Source organism: Nocardia sp. BMG51109 (assembly GCF_000526215.1).
GTDB lineage: Bacteria > Actinomycetota > Actinomycetes > Mycobacteriales > Mycobacteriaceae > Nocardia.
This window is the reverse complement of sequence record NZ_JAFQ01000004.1, coordinates 5,596,576-5,614,012: the sequence shown is the minus strand read 5'-3', so window position 1 is coordinate 5,614,012 and position 17,437 is coordinate 5,596,576. Positions and strand designations below refer to the sequence as shown.

Sequence of the window (17,437 nt, the reverse complement as noted above, 5' to 3'; positions counted from 1 at the left end):
CCGAGGCGTTCGTCTCGATCGACATCGCATCGATCCACGGCCGGTGGCTCTCGCGCGCCATCCGATTCCTGCGAAAAGTGTTGTCGCATCTGCACGGTTCTCAGCCGTGCACACAAATCTGGCACGTTCCCTGACCGCACTGCCGACGACGGCCGGACTCCCTACCCCGCCTCGCTCAGCGTCCGTGCCAGAAACTGCGCACTCTCGAGAGTGTGCGCCGCGAAGGCATCCCGAATGAGATCTCGCTGTCCGGATTCGACCGCGTCGACCAGCGCCTTGTGCATGGCCAAAGCCCGCTCACCGTCCTGCCGGGTCGCCTGATCGTGCGCCAGGACCACCGTCATATGCGCCTCGGTCGCCGGCCACAGCGCCATGAGGAACGAGTTCTCCGATGCCTCCCACATGCCCCGGTGAAAAGTGATATGGGTTTCGTGCAGAACCAGCGGGTCGGTGGAGCGTGCCTGGCGCTGGTAGGCGTTCCAGACATCTCTCAATCGTGCCATCCGCCGCCCGCTGCGGTCGGCGAGAATCGCTTCAGCGGCTTGCAGGTCGAGGGCGACCCGGACGGCGGCGATGTCCAGGATCTTTTGCGGATCCAGATCGGTCACCCGCAGGCCCCGATACGGCTCCTGAACGAGCAGCCCGTGCCGCGACATCTTGGTCAACGCCTCGCGCACCGTAGGTCGGCTGACGCCCAGGGAGCTGCACAGATACGCCTCCGTGAGCTTCTCTCCAGGTTTGATCCGGCCCAATACGATTGCTCGCCGAACCTCGGCGATCACCGCATCCACTCGCGTCGATGTCGGTATCGGCGCCAAACCGCGCCGCGGGGATACGTTGGCCTCGTCAACCACCAGAACTCCATCCAGCTTGCATCGCTGGGGGCCGACCCGCGCCGAGACAGCCCGATTGCCTGACAATCTTACGTGCAACGGGTCTCGATCGGTGCAGACGCTTCTGCTGTGCCGATGCCGCTCTGCAGCGGCGCAGCAGCGTCGAGCGCTCAGTCCTGGTTCATCCAAGTGTCGCTGGGCGTGTAACCGTGCGGAAACGGATCGGAGGGATCCAGGACGAGCTGATTGAACGAGGTGATCCACGACCGGCCGGAGACGCTGGGCACCACTGCCGGATAGTCGCCGACCGCAGTGGTCTCCTCCACCCGGGAATCGAATTCCGATCCGATCAGCGACTCGTGCCGGAACAGCTGCCCCACCTCGATCTCGCCGCGGGCGTGCAGCAGCGCCAGCCGCGCGGAGGTGCCGGTGCCACAGGGCGATCGGTCCACGCGCCCGGGCGAAACGATCACCGCGTTCTTCGACCGCAGGAATTCCGTGCCGTCCTCGTCGCGCTCGCGGAAGACAGGACCGGTGAACGCGGTCTGCGTAATCCCCGGAATGTCGGGATTCACCGGATGCCGGACCGGCAGTTGCTCGGCCGCGGCGACCTTGATGCGCTGACCGGCCTCACACAGCGCGCGGGCCTCCGACGGCACCAGGTCGAAGCCGACCTTGGCGGCCTCGACCAGGACATAGGTCATGCCCCCGTAGGCGACATCGACGACGAGCGAGCCGATACCGGGTACGTCGATGCTCTGCTGCTGGTGGTAGACGAAAGCGGGCTGGTTGAACAGCTTGGCACGCAACACCTTTCCGTCCCGGCATTCGCACTCGACGCGAATCAGGCCCGCGGGAGATTCGAGTACCAGCTCGGTGACCGGTTCGGTCATGGGCAGCATGCCGGTCTCGAGCAGAACCGTCGCGACACACATCGTGTTGGACCCGGACATGGCCGGATATTCGGTCGACTCGAGGATCACATAACCCAGCTGGGCGGCCGGGTTGCCGGAGGGCAGCACGATGTTGGCGTTGTGCCATACCGCACCGCGCGGCTCGAACAACAGCAGCTCACGCAGCTGGTCGAGGTGGGTCTCCAGATACACGCGCTTGTCGAACATGGTCTCACCGGGAACGTTGCCGACGCCCCCCACCACAACCTTGCCCGATTCCCCCTCGGCGTGACAGTCGACAACATTGAGCATCCGACTGAACTTCACAGGTCCTCCATCCGGATTGGCGGCGCGATGGCCGATGAGGGCCGCCGAACACCGTCAGCGAACCAGAAATCACCCTTAAAGGTAAGTTAGAATAGCCTTTATGTAAACTGACGATCCAGGACCAGCGTCGGCCACGGGGCGAGATTGTCGGGCTCCCGCGATCGGCAAGTCTTGTTTACCATTTGCATACAGGCGCGACAGGAGGCAGTGTGGTTGCGATGGCGGAGTTTCATCCGGTCCGAACACGAAGTGTCACAACGGACGTCATCAACCAGATCGCCGACCGGATCCGCGCCGGGGAACTCAAGGTCGGCGACGTCTTGCCGGGTGAGCGAACCCTGGCCACCCAGATGGACGTCTCCCGCCCCACCGTGAGTGTCGCGATGACACGGTTGGCCGATGCCGGGATCATCACCCGCCGGCCCGGACGCAACGGCAACTCCGAGATCGTCTCGATCTGGATCCCCGATGGGCTGATCGACAGCCCTCAGCTCGACGGGGGCGAACTGAAACCCGACGATACCTTCCGCATCCTCGAAGCACGCAAGACGCTCGAGCCTCGCATCGCCCAGCTCGCCGCGTTCCGCGCCACCGAGCAAGACTTCACCGAGCTCCAGGAGTCGATCGACCTACTCGCCGCCAACAGCGACAACATCACCCGCGCCGCTCAGGCGGAGTCTCTGTTCCATCGGATCATGTGGCGGGCGGCGCGCAACGCGTCGCTGCAGGCGATGATGCTCGGCCTGGAAAAAGAGCTCACCCCGATCCACGACATGATGCTGCGGACGCCCGAGGACTACACGGCCGGCATCGAGCTGCACACAGCCACACTGGCCGCGCTCCGCCGGGGCGATCCGGCCGAGATCGAGCAAGAGATGTATCGCCACCTGGGCCATTTCGAGTCGATCGTGGCCGATGTGCTGCGGCAAGCCCCGCGCCGCCAGAAGCCGGACTTCGTCGTCGCCGACGCCTGATCCGCCTCGGTGGCGGCATGCCCGGCGTGCCGTCACTCGACGCCGATGAACCCTGCGGACGACCGTGCCCCGGAGCGCCCGGTGACCGTGTCGTTTCCCGCCGCTGGAGTGTCCACCGCACGTAGCCCTGCCTGCATCCCTCCACCGCGGTTGCGGACACGGTAATTGCCATTAATGGCTATTTGATTTAGCCTTATGGCACCTCTCGCACCGAAGGAGTTCCGATGAGCAGGAGTGTGTCCACAACCGAAGCCGACCGTGTCGACGTCCTCATCATCGGCGCGGGCCCCTCGGGCGCTGTGGTCGCTCAGCACATGGCTCAGCACGGGTTCTCGGTCACCTGCCTCGAGCAGAGCCGATGGTTCAATCCCACCGAGTTTCCCGGTGACAAGCCGGAGTGGGAGCTGTTGTCGCAGCAGAAGTGGCATCACGAACCCAACATCCGTGCGCTGGCCACCGATTATCCGACCAACGTCTCGGAATCGGATGTCCATCCGGTGATGCTCGGCGGCGTCGGTGGCAGCACCCTGCTCTACGGCGGGCATTGGATGCGGTTGCTGCCGTCGGACTTCCGGACCTACACCCTCGACGGTGTCGCCGAGGACTGGCCGATCTCCTACGGGGAACTCGCACCGTACTACGACCGCATCGATCGGGCAGTCGGTGTCGCCGGGGTCGAGGGCGATCCGATGTATCCGCCGATGGAGGTGCCGATGCCGCCGCATCCCATCGGCGCGGTCGGCCGTATCGCGGCCCGCGGGATGAACAAACTCGGCTGGCACTGGTGGCCGGCGCCCAACGCCATCGCCTCCCAGCGGATCGGCGAACGCGCACGGTGTGTCCGATGGGGCACCTGTGAGACCGGATGCCCGGAGGGCGCCAAGGCCTCGTTCGACATCACGCACTGGCCGACCGCCATCAAACACGGCGCGAAGCTGGTCACCGGCGCCCGGGTCCACAAGATCCTCGTGGACGACCGTGGCCGAGCCGACGGCGCGCTGTACTTCGACGCCGACGGCACCGAGCATCGCCAGCGTGCGCGCTTCGTGGTGCTGGCCGCCAATGGCATCGGCACGCCCCGGCTACTGCATCTGTCGGCGCACCCGGGCGCACCGGACGGGCTGGCCAACTCCTCCGGATTGGTGGGCAAACGGCTGATGCTGCACCCCAACGCCGAGGTCACCGGCGTCTACGACGAACCGCTGGAAAGCTGGCTCGGCCCGGCCGGGCAGTCGATCCATTCACTGGAGTTCTACGAGACCGACCTGTCGCGTGGATTCGCGGGTGGGGCGAAATGGCAGGTCATGCCCACGGGCGGTCCGCTGCGGGCGCTGTCGCTGTACGACCGCGACGATTTCGACACCCAGTGGGGACCGGCCGTGCACCGGCGCATCGACGAGACCTTGGGACGCAGCCTGCAATGGGGGATCAACTCCCAGGACATGCCCGAGGAATCCAACACTGTCGATCTGGACCCGGAACTCACCGACAGCAACGGCATCCCGGCACCACGCATCCGGTACCGATTGTCGGACAACACCCGCAAGCTGCTCGCGTTCAACATCGAGCGCGCCACCGAGGCGCACCGCGCCGCCGGTGCCGTGGCCACCATGGCGACCGATCTGTGGCCGGACCAGCCAGGGCATCTACTGGGCACCGCCGCGATGGGTGACGATCCGGCGCGCTCGGTGGTCGACCGCTGGAACATCACCCACGACGTGCCCAACCTGGCGATCGTCGACGGCAGCGTCATGACCACCTCCGGCGCGGTCAACCCGACCGCCACGATCACCGCGCTGGCCCTGCGCGCTGCGGAACATCTCGCCGAAACAGCCAAGAATGTCGAGGTAGCCCAATGATCGCGCTGACAGCACCGCAACTGAAGACCGCGCTGGCCATCGCCGATGTCCTGGTGCCGGAAACCACCGACCGGCCCGCACTGCGGTCGGCCGACCCCGATCACGAGTGGCTCGCGCGAGCACTGCGCGCTCGCGACGACATGGCCACCGAACTCACCGCCCTGCTGGATCGGCTCACCGACAGCAATTCACTCGACGCCGACCTACGCGCTCTCCGCGACGACCACCGCGAGCTGTTCGACACCCTCGCGGGCGTCGTCGCCGGGGCGTACTACATGACGCCGATCGTTCGCGACCTCATCGGCTACCCCGGCCAGGAGCGCAGGCCGGCACCGGTCTCGCTGGCCGCCGACGAACTCTCCGACGAGGTTTTCGACGGCGCGACGGCCTATCACGGCGGCTTTCGACGCCCACCCGATTTCGACCAGACGATAAGGAGCATTCCATGACCGCGGTCACCGAAACCGGCTACGACCAGGCACTGACGGCGATAGCCCGCCGTATCGACGGCGCCAATTTCATCGACGGCACATGGCAGCAAGCCGACACCACCGAACGCATCACCGTGTTCAATCCCTCGACCGGCGGCGAACTCGGCCGGGTACCGGCCTCCACACCGGCCGACGTGGCCGGCGCGGTCGAGGCGGCCCGCCGCGCCCAGCCCGGCTGGGCGGCACTGACACCCGGGCGGCGCAGCAAACTGCTGCTCGACGTGGCGGCAGCCATCGAAGCGCGCCTGCCCGAATTCTCCTACGTCGAGGCGATCGACGCGGGTAAGCCGCTCCAGGTCGTCGTCGACGAGGAACTGCCCGGCGTCGTGGACGCCATGCGGTTCTTCGCCGGTGCGGCACGCACCCTGCCCGCGCCCGCCGGCGGCGACTATCTCGACGGCGTCACCTCGATCATGCGGCGTGAACCGCTCGGCGTGATCGCGGGCATCACCCCGTGGAACTACCCGCTGCTACAGGCCGTCGCCAAAGTCTTCCCCGCACTCGCCACCGGCAACACCTTCGTCCTCAAACCGGCCGAGACCACCCCGTACTCCACCGCCCTGCTCGCCGAAGCGATCGCCGAGCAGTTGCCGCCGGGTGTTTTCAACGTCGTGTTCGGCACCGGGGCCGTGGCCGGGGACGCCTTGACCCGGCATCCGGCGGTGGCCGCGGTGTCGTTCACCGGATCCATCGAGACCGGGCGACGCGTCGGCGCGGCCGCCGCCGACGGGGTGAAGAAGTCGATCATGGAGCTGGGCGGCAACTCGCCGGTCCTCGTCTTCGACGACGCCGATCTCGAGTCCGCGCTCGACGCGATCGCCGCCGGCGGCCTGTACAACACCGGCCAGGAATGCATGGCGGCCAGCCGCGTCATCGCGCACTCCTCGATCGTCGACGCGGTCGTCGAGGGCCTGAAGGTCCGGTGCGAACGCGAGAAGGTCGGCGACATCCTCGACCCGGCCACCACGATCGGCCCGATGAACTCTCTCGCGCAGCGCGATCGCGTGCTGGACAAGATCGCGGGACGCAGCCCCGGCGCACGGATCGTCACGGGCGGCGGGATCGTCGAAGGGCCCGGCTACCTGCTCGCCCCCACGGTCGTCACCGACGTCCGCGACGACGAGGAATTGGTGGTCGAGGAGATCTTCGGCCCGGTGTTCACGGTGCAGTCCTTCGATTCCGAGGACGACGCCCTGGCCAAGGCCAACGGCACGCGGTACGGACTGGCCGCGTCCGTATTCACCACCGATGTCGGGCGCGCGCAACGGGTGCAGAACGCACTGAACTTCGGCACGGTCTGGGTCAACAATCATCTGGTGTTCGCCGCGGATCTGCCGGTCAGCGGATTCGGCGCCTCCGGAGTCGGCACCGAGAACGCCGAACTCGGACTGCTCGAGTTCACCCGGCTCAAGCACGTCATGGTCGACACGCGCTAGCGGCGGAAGGACTACACACATGTGGAAAGAACCACTTCAGTTCGTCAACGGCCGCTTCGCCGACGGCACCGGGACCGGCGAGGTGATCGTGATCGACCCCTCGACCGGAGCCGAACTGGCCAAGGGCCCGGCCGCTGATGCCGCCGACGTCGACGCCGCGGTCGCGGCCGCCGGTGCGGCCTTCCGCGGCTGGAGCCGGGCCACCCCCGGCGAGCGGTCCGGTCTCATGCTCGCCTGGGCTCGAGAGCTCGAACGTATCCGCGACGACCTGGCCGCCGTGGAATCGCGACAGGCCGGTAAGCCGATCCGGTTGACCATGAACTTCGATGTGCCCGGCGTTATCGACAACGTGTCGTTCTTCGCCGGTGCCGCCCGCAATCTCGAGGGTAAGGCGGCCGGTGAATACTCACCCGAGCACACGTCGACGATTCGGCGCGAACCCATCGGAGTGATCGGATCCATCGCCCCCTGGAACTACCCGTTGCAGATGGCGGCGTGGAAGATTCTGCCCGCGGTCGCGGCGGGCAACACCATCGTGCTGAAGCCGGCCGAACTCACGCCGCTGACGTCGCTGATGTTCGCCGAGGCGGCCACCCGCGCCGGTATCCCGGACGGGGTGATCAACGTGGTGACCGGCTCCGGCCGCGGTGCCGGGCAGGCGCTGGTGACCCATCCGGACGTCTCGATGGTCTCGTTCACCGGATCGACGCCGGTGGGGCAGGCTATCGCCGCGACGGTGCCCGGCAAACGCCTGCATCTGGAGCTGGGCGGTAAGGCGCCCTTCGTCGTTTTCGACGATGCCGACCTGGAGGCCGCGGCCCAGGGCGCGGTCGCCGCCGCGCTGATCAACACCGGCCAGGACTGCACCGCGGCCACTCGCGCCTACGTGCAGCGACCCCTGTACGAGAAGTTCCTCGACCGGGTCGCCACGATCATGTCGGCGGTGACCCTCGGCCCGACCGGCGACCACGACACCGACCTGGGACCGTTGATCTCATGGACCCAGCAGCACCGGGTCGCGGCGATGGTCGACCGGGCGCGCGATGACGGTGCCCGAATAGTCTGCGGGGCAACGATTCCCGGTGATGATCTCGACGCGGGCAGCTACTACGCTCCCACGCTGATCGCCGATGCTCGTCAGGACAGCGAGATCGTCCAGCAGGAGGTGTTCGGCCCGGTCCTGGTGGCCCTGCCGTTCGACAGCGACGACGACGGCCTCGCATTGGCCAACGACACCGTCTACGGACTCGCCGCCTCGGCATGGACCAAGGACATATACCGGGCGGGCCGCGCCGCACGCGACATCCAGGCGGGGTGCGTGTGGATCAACGATCACATCCCGATCATCAGCGAGATGCCGCACGGCGGATACAAGGCATCCGGCTACGGCAAGGACATGTCCACCTACTCACTGGACGAGTACACCAACATCAAACACGTGATGACCGACATCACCGCCGAGGCCCACAAGCCTTGGCACCGAATGGTTTTCACCAACACGATGTAGGACACCGCCGCACCGAAGCGCTCCCCGGCGCGAGCAGCTCGGGCCCGCCGGTGAGTCATCCCTCGGGTAGAGCATCGGCGGGCCCTTTTACACAAGACAATCGTGGCCGGCCTGGTCTACCTGCTCGTCGCGCGCCCGGGCGAGGACTCGGAGGCGCCCGAAGGCGACGCCGTGGCATTACGCGCAGGACGTGCCTGAACAACCTTGCACCCCGCGGCCAGACCACACGGCTACCGCAACCCAACTCCGCTGTCCGAAACATGGTCAGCACCAACCACATTGGAGGAAACCATGGCTACCAAGCTCGCCGGCGTGTACTCGGCGGTTGCCACGCCTTTCACAGCCGATGAGAAGCTCGATACCGCTCGTCTGCGCACCCTGGTCGACCACACCCTCTCCGAAGGCGTGCACGGCCTCGTTCCCTGCGGATCCACCGGTGAGTTCTCGACCCTGTCCCGAGCCGAGCGCGAAGAGGTGCTCGAAGTGGTGATCGAGGCGGCCGACAGCCGGGTTCCCGTCGTCCCGCAAACCGGCGCCACCAGCACCGCCGAGGCCATCGCCTTGTCCAAGCACGCCGAACGCCTCGGCGCCCAGGCCATCATGGTCGTGGCACCGTACTACGAGCCGTTCAGCGTCGAGGAGATCAAGAGCTACTACAAGGATGTCGCCGCGTCGGTGTCGATCCCGGTCATGGCCTACAACCTGCCGGCGGCCACCGGCGTCAACCTCACCCCCGCCATCCTGGGCGAACTCATCGACGAAGTACCCAACGTGCAATACGTCAAGGACACCAGCGGCGACTTCACCGCCGCCGCCCAGCTCATTCACGAGTTCGGCGACAAGGTGTCGGTGTTCGTCGGCTGGGACACGCTGTTCTGCGCCGCGCTACTCGAAGGCGCGGCAGGCTCCGTTATCGGCGCCGCCAACGTCGTGCCCAGGCAACTGGTCGAGGTCTACGACGCGGTCACCGCCGGCGATCTCATACTCGCCCGCAAACAGTGGCACAGCATCTTCCCGGTCATGAGCAACTTCGTCAGCGGCGGCTACAACGCCGCGATCAAGGCCGGTATGGAAATCATCGGCCGCCCCGCTGGGCCGCAGCGTTCGCCCGGAGCTCCGCTGCCCACCGCGCAGCATGCCGCGCTCGAAGCGGCGCTGGCACCGTTCGTCTGACAGACTTCCTGCCCGGACGCCACCGCCACGTCTCCGGAACGGTGGCGTCCGGGCAGGCATCCGGCCCAAGGGTAATCAATTCCGATCCAGCCAGGGGCTGCCGCTTCATCGTAACCGTGACGAACGTTGCGGTGATCGCACGGGTTGCCGCCATTGTGCTCGGCGACGTGGATCCGGGTCGACCCGCGAGATGTCGGCGACCGCCGCCGGCTTGGCGCCTTCGACGCCCGGCTCGGTCCTACGGCGATGGGAGTCTCTCGACGCCGTCGCCAGATCCTTCTCGCCGTACCCTGTACGTGTTCTGTCCGCCGAACGCCTGTACGGTCCGGTCGAGTCTGGATCCTGTTGTTTCCCAGATTGTTTGGAACTTTGCAGGGAGGTTGTGGACCGGACTACGGCGTCCTCGGTCTCTGCGCCGCCCGCCTTGTCTGCCGGGCGCGGCATGAGGCCGTTGCCATTCGACTGCACCGGGCTTCCGGCCGGAGAAGGTTCTCCGTCAAGCCCGGGGTGACACTCGATACACAGTCCGTCGCGTAGCTGCCGCCAGTCCTGGCATTGGTCGCACACACCGTTCATGTCCTGCTGGGTGGGTTCCCCCGAAAAAGTGGACGCGGTTAGCTTGCTTCGGGGGCGACGTTGAGGGACTGCTCGTAGTCGATGGGTGAGAGCATCCCGATCGCCGAGTGCCGCCGCTGATGATTGTAGAAATGCATCCAATTATCAACTGCGGCAACGAGTTCGGTCTTCGTAGCGTAGGTGTGCCGGTAGTAGCATTCGTGCTTGAAACTCGACCACAGGCTCTCGGCGCCGGCGTTGTCCCAGCATATGCCGGTGGCGCCGGCAGAGCGGAGCAGGCCGTGCCGGGCGCAGGCGGCAGCGGTGGCCTGCGCGGTGTGATGGCCGGATTCAATCGGTCGAGTTCACCGCCCACCTCACCGCGAAAGCCTGCGAACGTCACGGCCTTCGCCGGTCGATGGGCGCTACCGGCATATGCTGGGACAACAGCCCCTCCGAATCGCTGTGGTCAACCCTGAAACACGAGTTCTACTACCGCCACACCTTCACCCGGAAGCCCGAACTCGTTGCCGCAGCTGACAAGTGGATACACTGGTACAACACTACGAGACGGCACTCCGCGATCGGCGGCATCAGCCCCATACGCTACGAGCAGTCCATCACGACAGTCGCAGCGAACGGTGCGTAACCAACTGTCCACGGTTCGGGGTGAACCTCACACGCCCGAGAGACTGTCCGAGATCTGGCTGTGCCGCACTTCGGTGGTAACCGGCCGCGGTCCACAAAGGAGTATCCAGTGTCGAAGTAGCCAAAATCCGGCACGGCCGTACAAGTGGCCCCCGGACTTTCCTCGAGGAGGTCGACGGGGGCCCGACAATGGGCTGCTGCAACACGTTCCGCGAGCAAGTGGCTGCGCCCCGCTGATGCGTGATCGCCGTGTAGCGCCCCCGGGTATCGTCAGCGTCCATGTGGCCCAAGAGAATTCAGTGGCGCGATCGCAACGGGAACGACCGCCAAGACTACAGCCCGGCCCCATTCGCCATCACCTACACCGGGATGCTGGCACTTGGGCTGCTCGGTTCCTTTGTCGCCTACCTCTTGTTGCATCAGCTCGACCACACAGCCGCGCGTCTGGACGTGATCAAGACCGCGCTTGCCGTTGTCGCAGGATCCGGTGCCGGAGCGGCGCTCTATGTCTCGTATCGCAAGCAACGCACCGACGAGGCCAACAGCCTTCGCGAGCAAGACAGGCTGTTCACCGAGCGCTACACCAAGGCCGTCGAGCAACTCGGTCACTCTGCACCGGCGATCCGCCTCGGCGGCGTCACCGCCCTGGTCCGCATTGCCGACGATTCTGCTCGTGACCGGCCGACCTGCCTCAGTCTACTGTGTACCTACCTCCGTCTCGCCGCCGGCGACGAGGCCGTTGTCCCGGGTGAACGCCACGTTCGCGACACCATAGTCAGAGAGCTGGCGAACCGGTTGCGGCCCGATCACCCCGGATTCTGGCATCACGCAGTGATCGACCTCTCCGGAGCGCGCTTGGACGACCCGGCCGACTTCAGCGGCTGCACAATAGACCGGTGCGTATGCATCGGCACGATGTTCGGAGACGACGTCTCGTTCCGCGAGGCGACATTCGAGGGCAACGCCTCATTCCGCAAGGCAGTGTTCGAGGGCAACGCCTCATTCCGCAACGCGACATTCAAAAGTATGGCCTTGTTCGCCCAAGCAACGTTCGAACGCCGAGCCACCTTCGAAGACGTGGAGTGGACCGGCGAACGCAACGTGCGCACCGCCACCTTCGCTCAAGGCTCCCCATTCCCGGACCAGCTTGCAAGCCCGTAACAGGCATATACCGCGCCGACCCATGGTCCGCTCGCCAACCGAGCGGTCCGCAGCCAGGTGCCGACGGATTGGTCAGCTGCTGTCGATACCGCCTCCTGATCGAAACCACCGCCGCCTTCCGGGGGTTCGGTTCTGGTGCTTTCGGGGGCCTCGTAGCTCGGGAAATTGTTCACAGATGAGGACTCCTTTGGTGACCGCGTGCGTGGAGTGTGTCGTAGACGGTCTGGCGGACCCTTGCCGGAGCCCGGAACCACGAGGTTGATCAGCGCAGGCCGTCGAGGGAGATGCGCAGCAACCGGTGCCACATGTGCGGGCGAGCGCGAATGCAGGCCGAACGAGATTTCTGTGGACCTACAGGTTTCCTCGGGCGCCTACCGGGGCGCTACCTCAGTTCGATTCCGGTGGGTGCAGATACCGTCGGGCAAGCCCGCTGTGGGACTCGGCTCCATGCGCTGCGGGACCGGCGGTGGGCAGTACGTCTTTCTGTCCCAGTGCAATTCGAGCACCACGGTCAGGATCTTCGCCGAGGCCGGCGGCGGAAGCTGGGAGATGACCTCACTGACCACTTCGGGGTTCATGTCGACGAGCATGGTGGCGGCCACCCGCGGTCGGCGTTCGGCCGATGTGCCGGGATGACGGTGGTTGATTTGGCCGTTCGGCGATCGCGCTACGCGGCCGACACTGTGTGCTGGGGCTGGATGTGGAGGGCCTCTGGATTGTCGCAGGCGCAGTAGCGGACTTCCGCGGTGAGGGTGTCGATGCGTCTTTGCAACGCGGTGAGGTCTGCTCGGACGTCCGGTGGTACGGCCATGGGTGGTAGATGTTGGCCGACGCGGTCTTCGCAGCAATAGGGGGCACCGAGTGCGAGATCGTCGAACAGGTCGGTGACCCGCGCGTAGTGGGGTAATCCAACGGGGCCGATCTTGCGGAGCCGGCAAGCTGTCAGGGAATCGCTCTGCCGGTATTCGACAGCCGTCCACGCACGGTCGATCATCCCGATGGTCATGACTCGGCGTGGTTCTGCGGGGTCGGTGAACCGGACGGTCAGGCCTTGGTCGAGCACCCGATCCAATGCCGCCACTGCCTTGCGCGCCGGGTCTGCCGGGACGTTGACGGATCTTGCGGTCCGGCTGCTGCGCCCATCCGATGTCGGCGAAAGCACCAAGTCGTCGAGTTGCCGGGCCATCGCGAGGGCCGTGCCGACACCCATGTGGCGGATCGGGCGCAGCCGTTGTACACGGGATTGGTCGATGACGATGCTTGCGCCGACGATCGCGTCATCCGCGAATGTCATTCGCCGCGCGCGGTCGCGCAACCAGATCAAGGCGTCGCGGTCGGAGCCGAAGCGTGCGGTAGCCGGCACGGTCGCCTTGTCCGGGTGTCCCAGGTCGACAAGGATCGATGTAGCAAGGTAGCGGTCGCCGCGGTGCAGCGAGTTGGTGAGGCTGATCACGGCTGGCCTCTTCTCGGTTCGCGGGGCTTGTCACAGGCGCGAACCGCATGGGCGTTGGCGGATCGTTGCCGGTAGCCGCCGCATGTGTTGTCGGCATGGTTGTGGGGTGGCTGGTGGCGCGTGCGCGGCTCGTCCGCGCACCTCGTGTTCAGCGCAAGCCGGATCCCGGTGACAATGCGGGGTTCGATGGCGGCGACAGTGTTCTCGGCGGGACCTATCCAGGGGTGTAGGGCCTGCAGGTAGTGGTCCACTCGATCCGGAGCGGTGACGATGCGGGCCAGGCCGGTGACCATCACGCTCCATCCGGTGTGGTGGACCGGATCGAGATTGTCGGCCTCGTACGCGACCACGGTTCCGCGGTCGGTTCCGCGGTCGCGGACGAACATCGCGCCCTCGGAGGACGAGATCACTCGGAGGCAGACGATGATCTTGCCGTCGGCGACAAGGTGATTGACCGGGCGTATCGCAGGCAATACGCCGCGGCTGAACACAATTCGTCCGTAGCCGGTACTCGCCAACAGCCCCATGGCCTGAGCACGATCAAGATCGACGATGGCATGACCACCGCTGTCGAATCCGGCGCCGTCCATTCTCTGCTCTCCTTCGCTTGGAGCAAATCCCCGATAGCCGATACCGCAAATCTTGGGAACAGGACCAGCATCACGCATCGGTAGCCGACAGGGCGGACATACCTACAGACTCGCCTGCGTCCTGGATCTCGGTCGAAATGCGCACCACAGTGTCCAGCTCGGCGGCACGAAAAAAGCAGAGCGCGGCCCTGGGCGAGCCTTCCCCTGTCGCAACCCGAATCCGAGAACACCAATTGCCTGGTCTACGAGTCGGTGCACACCCTCGGCCCACAAAGCATGGTCGGGGTGACTACATAGGTATGCCCGCCCTTCGGCTACCGATGTGTGGACGTCGTCGTGATCCAATAATTGAATTCTGGTATCGGCCATGGGGCCATGACGGAAAGAGACTACAGTACGGCGCACGTACATTGTGGGAGCGCTCATCGGCATTCCGCACCGCGGTCTTACTGCTGAGGAGAAAGGTAGAAATGAACGGTACGGTCAAGCTCGGTGGCGGCGACCGTAGTGTCGCGTTCGCCCGCATGCGGTGTTCGCAGTCCGACCGGACTATCACCTCGTTGGCGGCGGGCGAGGTCATTCGCGTGTGGACGACGGTCTCGTCAACGGAGACGAGACCGTCCTCCACACCCGAGTGATCCCGACCTCCGGCACCGCGGTCCGCCGTCAGCGACTGCGAAATCGGCCCGATCTGCCACATCGGATGGGACGTGAGGGGCATCAGCCCGGCAGGTCGGTGGCCGAGCTGTCACTGTTGCCGTGGCTTACGTGGTCGTTCGCCTGTTCGGCGGGGCCTGCTGGCTACTTCCGCCCAGACCTGACCGATCCGGTCTCGCGGAACAAGACCGATGATGTCCTCGCGGGAGGAGACCATCAATTTCTGCAGGATCGCGGCCATCTGCGCGTCGACGGTCTTGCGGGAACTACCCCGGCGGGCCGCGATCGCAGAGTTTGCCCACCCCGCCGCCGCCAGGATGGCGACCTGCTGCTCGGCACCCGACAGCTCGTCCCACAGCGAGCGGACGGACTTCTTCGGGGCGGAATGGTCCGGCTTGACGGACTGGTTGGCCGGCAGCTTGTCTGCGGGCAGCGTGCCCAGGGCGAGGAGCTGCACCTCGCCCAGCTCGGGCCGTAACAGGGCGCCCTGTGTTTCGGCAGCCGTGCATGCCTCACGGCCCAGTACTCGGCGGGCAACGTCGATCGCGTTGCTCGTTTCGTCGGCGACAGGTCCCAAACCATTGATATCGATGCCCATCTCCACCAGCTCCCGTGTGGTTCCTCCCGCGAGGTGAGCGACCTCGGTGGCCAATGCGCTGAGCCTGGCCCGGTCGGCGTTCCCGGCCGCGATCGAGTCCGTGATGATCTGTGCCAACGACCACATCCGAATGCGCACCGCCAAATTCGCACCCCATGCGTCGCGCGCAGCGACCTGATATGCCAGAGCGGTGCGCCCGACGGCCAACGCCTCGGTGGGATCACCGTGTCTGGTCAACGCGATCGCCCACGTCAACTCGGCCCATGCTTTCGCCCACCCGACCTCGGTCCCGGTGGCGTGATCGAGGTGACGCCGGGTGAACTCCAGGGCCTGCTGGGCCGGCCCCAAGAAGCTCGCGGCCAACGCCTCATGCAGCTCGCTCCACGCCTCGCCGCGGAGATCGCCGAGGTCACGGTATTTTTCGCGAGCGCGGCCCAACACGGTCACGGCCCTCGGATCTCGATGCGCGTGCATCAGTATCGTTCCCCATGCGAGTTCGACGGGAGGGGGTAGGCCGATGTCGGTTTCCGGGGTGTGCCGCCAGCTCTGTCCGGCCTTCGGGTCGCCGATACAGGCGGCGACGCAGCCTTCGAGCAGCCGTTCAGCGTCCTCGATCCTGCCCTGGAACACGGCCAGCCACGCGATCCAGGCCATGGCCTCGATGTGAAGTTCAGTCGGCTGCGGGGTCAGCGTGCGGGTCGCCTGCAGCGTGCGCTCGGTCCACGCGCGGATTTCCCACAGTGAGCGTCTGAATATATGCAGGCCCCTAAGGCCCATGGCGATTTCCAGACCGAGTGTGGGCTCGCCCGCGGTGAGGCTCGACTCGATCGCGGTCACAATGTCGGCCCGCGCGCCACGAGCCCACAACTGCAGGTCCTGCTCGGCAGAACCGAACCACTCGAGCCGTACCTGAGCGACTTTGTCTCGGTAGTATCGGCGGTGACGCTGGGCCAGTCGTGCCGGTTCGTCCACCGTGTCTGTGGAGTGTTCGGTCAGCCGTTGCTGCGCGAAAAGCCGGATGCTTTCCGGTAGGGAGTATCGCACCGTGGTCGGGGTGAGGTGCACGGTCACCAGCGACTGGTCGGCCAGCCGCTCCAGCAGGCTCTCAACCTCCTGCTCGCTCAGGCTGACGTCCGGCGCGTCGCTGCTGCGTGCGGTGTCTTGATCGTGTCCGGGGCCCGGATCGTCGTCGGCGCAGACCGCTTCGATGGCTTCGAGGTCGGCGCCGACGTCCAGGGCCGAAGCGGTGTGGCCCTCGGGGTTGGTGTCGTATCCCGCGGCGAATACCGACATCCGGTCGAGCAGCAGCTGTTCCTTGTCGCTGCACAGGTCATAGGACCAGGCGATCACGTCACGCACGCCGCGGTGCCGTTCGTCGGCGCCCACCCGCGGCCCGTGTGACCACCGCATCCGCCTGTCGGTCGGCTCGCCACTGAGCTCGGCCAGGATCCCCGTCAGCGGCTGCCGCAACAGCCGCGCCGCCGCCAACCGGATATACAACGGATTACCGTGCACATGCCGGCAGATTTCACCGGCGATCGCGGCCTGCTCCCCCTCGGCGACCGGGTGACCGGTGAGTTCGGCACGCTGCCGGAACAATATCAACGCCTGCCCTTGCGTCAATGGGGGAATCGCCACCAGATTCTCGTCGGCCCACCCCACGGCCTCCCGGCTGGTCGCCAGAATGGTCAACCCCGGCACCACCTCCAGCAACTGCGCGATCACACGGCCGGCACCGACCAGGACGTGCTCGCAGTTGTCCATCACCAGCACCGTCTGCAGGCTGCGCCCTGTCCCGTCGGCCCGGGTCAGCGCGTCGACAAGCGCCTCCCATGCCGACCGGCCGGAGAAATCGGCCTCCACCACCGACCGCGCGACTTCCTCCTCCACCGCGACCACATCGGAATCCTTGGGCAACCGCAGCAGCCGCACCCAAAACACCGGAGTGTCGGTGGCCTTCCGGAAACGACGCACAGTCTCGGCCGCGAGCCGCGTCTTCCCGATCCCACCCGGGCCGATCAACGTAATCAACCGGGCCGAACCCAGCAGCAGAACACTGGTCCTGTCCCGCTCCGGCTCCCGGCCCACAAACCGATCCGTAGCCGCCGCGTCCCCCACGCGTTCTCGGCGCGACGCCGACATACCGCCGAAGTGTAACCACCGGCCATTCGACCGACCACAACCCGACCGGGGTACGAACGTTTGCAATCGGCCGTCGCGGACCGCCGACTACGACAACGTACCCGGTGCCGTCACTGTCGAATCCGCCACCGAAATTCACT

The 17,437-nt window shown here is 66.0% G+C and carries 14 protein-coding genes and 1 pseudogene; 9 read left to right on the top strand and 6 right to left on the bottom strand.

Annotated elements, in window-relative coordinates; all coding sequences use genetic code 11:
- Positions 1–161: 161 nt before the first annotated feature.
- Together D892_RS0126865 and D892_RS0126860 are read right to left on the bottom strand one after the other, a co-directional pair.
- Positions 162–854 carry a GntR family transcriptional regulator gene (locus D892_RS0126865; RefSeq protein ID WP_198036999.1) on the bottom strand — a complete coding sequence of 231 codons (693 nt, stop codon included), beginning with the start codon at positions 852–854 and terminating at the stop codon, positions 162–164.
- Positions 855–1,003: 149 nt separating this feature from the next.
- Complete coding sequence (locus D892_RS0126860; RefSeq protein ID WP_024804199.1) at positions 1,004–2,053, bottom strand: proline racemase family protein; 1,050 nt, start codon at positions 2,051–2,053, stop codon at positions 1,004–1,006.
- Positions 2,054–2,271: 218 nt separating this feature from the next.
- On the opposite strand from D892_RS0126860, the gene D892_RS0126855 reads away from it, so the two are divergent.
- From D892_RS0126855 to D892_RS0126830, 6 genes are all read left to right on the top strand, one after another.
- On the top strand, positions 2,272–3,027 hold the full coding sequence (locus D892_RS0126855) for a FadR/GntR family transcriptional regulator (RefSeq protein ID WP_024804198.1): 756 nt from the start codon (positions 2,272–2,274) through the stop codon (positions 3,025–3,027).
- Positions 3,028–3,251: 224 nt separating this feature from the next.
- Entirely contained in the window at positions 3,252–4,886 is a 1,635-nt protein-coding gene (locus D892_RS0126850) for a GMC family oxidoreductase (RefSeq protein ID WP_024804197.1), read from the top strand.
- Positions 4,883–5,335 carry a hypothetical protein gene (locus D892_RS0126845; RefSeq protein ID WP_024804196.1) on the top strand — a complete coding sequence of 151 codons (453 nt, stop codon included), beginning with the start codon at positions 4,883–4,885 and terminating at the stop codon, positions 5,333–5,335. Before D892_RS0126850 ends, D892_RS0126845 begins: the two co-directional genes overlap by 4 nt.
- Positions 5,332–6,813 (top strand): aldehyde dehydrogenase family protein, encoded by a 1,482-nt coding sequence (locus D892_RS0126840; RefSeq protein WP_084161241.1) that lies wholly within the window; start codon positions 5,332–5,334, stop codon positions 6,811–6,813. The genes D892_RS0126845 and D892_RS0126840 overlap by 4 nt, the downstream gene beginning before the upstream one ends.
- A 19-nt stretch (positions 6,814–6,832) precedes the next feature.
- On the top strand, positions 6,833–8,320 hold the full coding sequence (locus D892_RS0126835; protein WP_024804194.1) for a gamma-aminobutyraldehyde dehydrogenase: 1,488 nt from the start codon (positions 6,833–6,835) through the stop codon (positions 8,318–8,320).
- A gap of 204 nt (positions 8,321–8,524) precedes the next feature.
- Positions 8,525–9,493: a dihydrodipicolinate synthase family protein gene (locus D892_RS0126830; RefSeq protein ID WP_232236179.1), complete on the top strand. Its 969-nt coding sequence runs from the start codon at positions 8,525–8,527 to the stop codon at positions 9,491–9,493.
- A gap of 614 nt (positions 9,494–10,107) precedes the next feature.
- Here the strand turns inward: D892_RS0126830 and D892_RS49740 are convergent.
- Positions 10,108–10,347: an integrase core domain-containing protein gene (locus tag D892_RS49740; RefSeq protein WP_369801838.1), complete on the bottom strand. Its 240-nt coding sequence runs from the start codon at positions 10,345–10,347 to the stop codon at positions 10,108–10,110.
- Between D892_RS49740 and D892_RS49735 the strand changes: the two genes are divergently transcribed.
- The 3 genes from D892_RS49735 (at position 10,317) to D892_RS0126815 (ending at position 12,493) form a co-directional block, all read left to right on the top strand.
- Entirely contained in the window at positions 10,317–10,697 is a 381-nt protein-coding gene (locus tag D892_RS49735; protein ID WP_369801837.1) for an integrase core domain-containing protein, read from the top strand. The genes D892_RS49740 and D892_RS49735 overlap by 31 nt on opposite strands.
- A 278-nt stretch (positions 10,698–10,975) precedes the next feature.
- Positions 10,976–11,857 carry a pentapeptide repeat-containing protein gene (locus tag D892_RS42210; RefSeq protein WP_024804192.1) on the top strand — a complete coding sequence of 294 codons (882 nt, stop codon included), beginning with the start codon at positions 10,976–10,978 and terminating at the stop codon, positions 11,855–11,857.
- 405 nt (positions 11,858–12,262) lie between these two features.
- Positions 12,263–12,493 (top strand): hypothetical protein, encoded by a 231-nt coding sequence (locus tag D892_RS0126815; RefSeq protein ID WP_024804191.1) that lies wholly within the window; start codon positions 12,263–12,265, stop codon positions 12,491–12,493.
- 31 nt (positions 12,494–12,524) lie between these two features.
- Here D892_RS0126815 and D892_RS0126810 read toward each other — a convergent pair whose 3' ends face one another.
- From D892_RS0126810 to D892_RS0126800, 3 genes and pseudogenes are all read right to left on the bottom strand, one after another.
- Complete coding sequence (locus D892_RS0126810) at positions 12,525–13,310, bottom strand: hypothetical protein (RefSeq protein WP_024804190.1); 786 nt, start codon at positions 13,308–13,310, stop codon at positions 12,525–12,527.
- A 140-nt stretch (positions 13,311–13,450) separates the two neighbouring features.
- Positions 13,451–13,900, bottom strand: a pseudogene (locus D892_RS42205) (pyridoxamine 5'-phosphate oxidase family protein); the annotation flags it as partial.
- A 748-nt stretch (positions 13,901–14,648) separates the two neighbouring features.
- Complete coding sequence (locus D892_RS0126800; protein ID WP_084161238.1) at positions 14,649–17,297, bottom strand: LuxR C-terminal-related transcriptional regulator; 2,649 nt, start codon at positions 17,295–17,297, stop codon at positions 14,649–14,651.
- Between the last annotated feature and the right edge of the window lie 140 nt (positions 17,298–17,437).

Coding starts and splice junctions, on each gene's coding strand:
- D892_RS0126855 (WP_024804198.1), top strand. CDS start 2,272: ATGGCGGAGTTTCATCCGGTCCGAACACGAAGTGTCACAACGGACGTC.
- D892_RS0126850 (WP_024804197.1), top strand. CDS start 3,252: ATGAGCAGGAGTGTGTCCACAACCGAAGCCGACCGTGTCGACGTCCTC.
- D892_RS0126845 (WP_024804196.1), top strand. CDS start 4,883: ATGATCGCGCTGACAGCACCGCAACTGAAGACCGCGCTGGCCATCGCC.
- D892_RS0126840 (WP_084161241.1), top strand. CDS start 5,332: ATGACCGCGGTCACCGAAACCGGCTACGACCAGGCACTGACGGCGATA.
- D892_RS0126835 (WP_024804194.1), top strand. CDS start 6,833: ATGTGGAAAGAACCACTTCAGTTCGTCAACGGCCGCTTCGCCGACGGC.
- D892_RS42210 (WP_024804192.1), top strand. CDS start 10,976: ATGTGGCCCAAGAGAATTCAGTGGCGCGATCGCAACGGGAACGACCGC.
- D892_RS0126800 (WP_084161238.1), bottom strand. CDS start 17,297: ATGTCGGCGTCGCGCCGAGAACGCGTGGGGGACGCGGCGGCTACGGAT.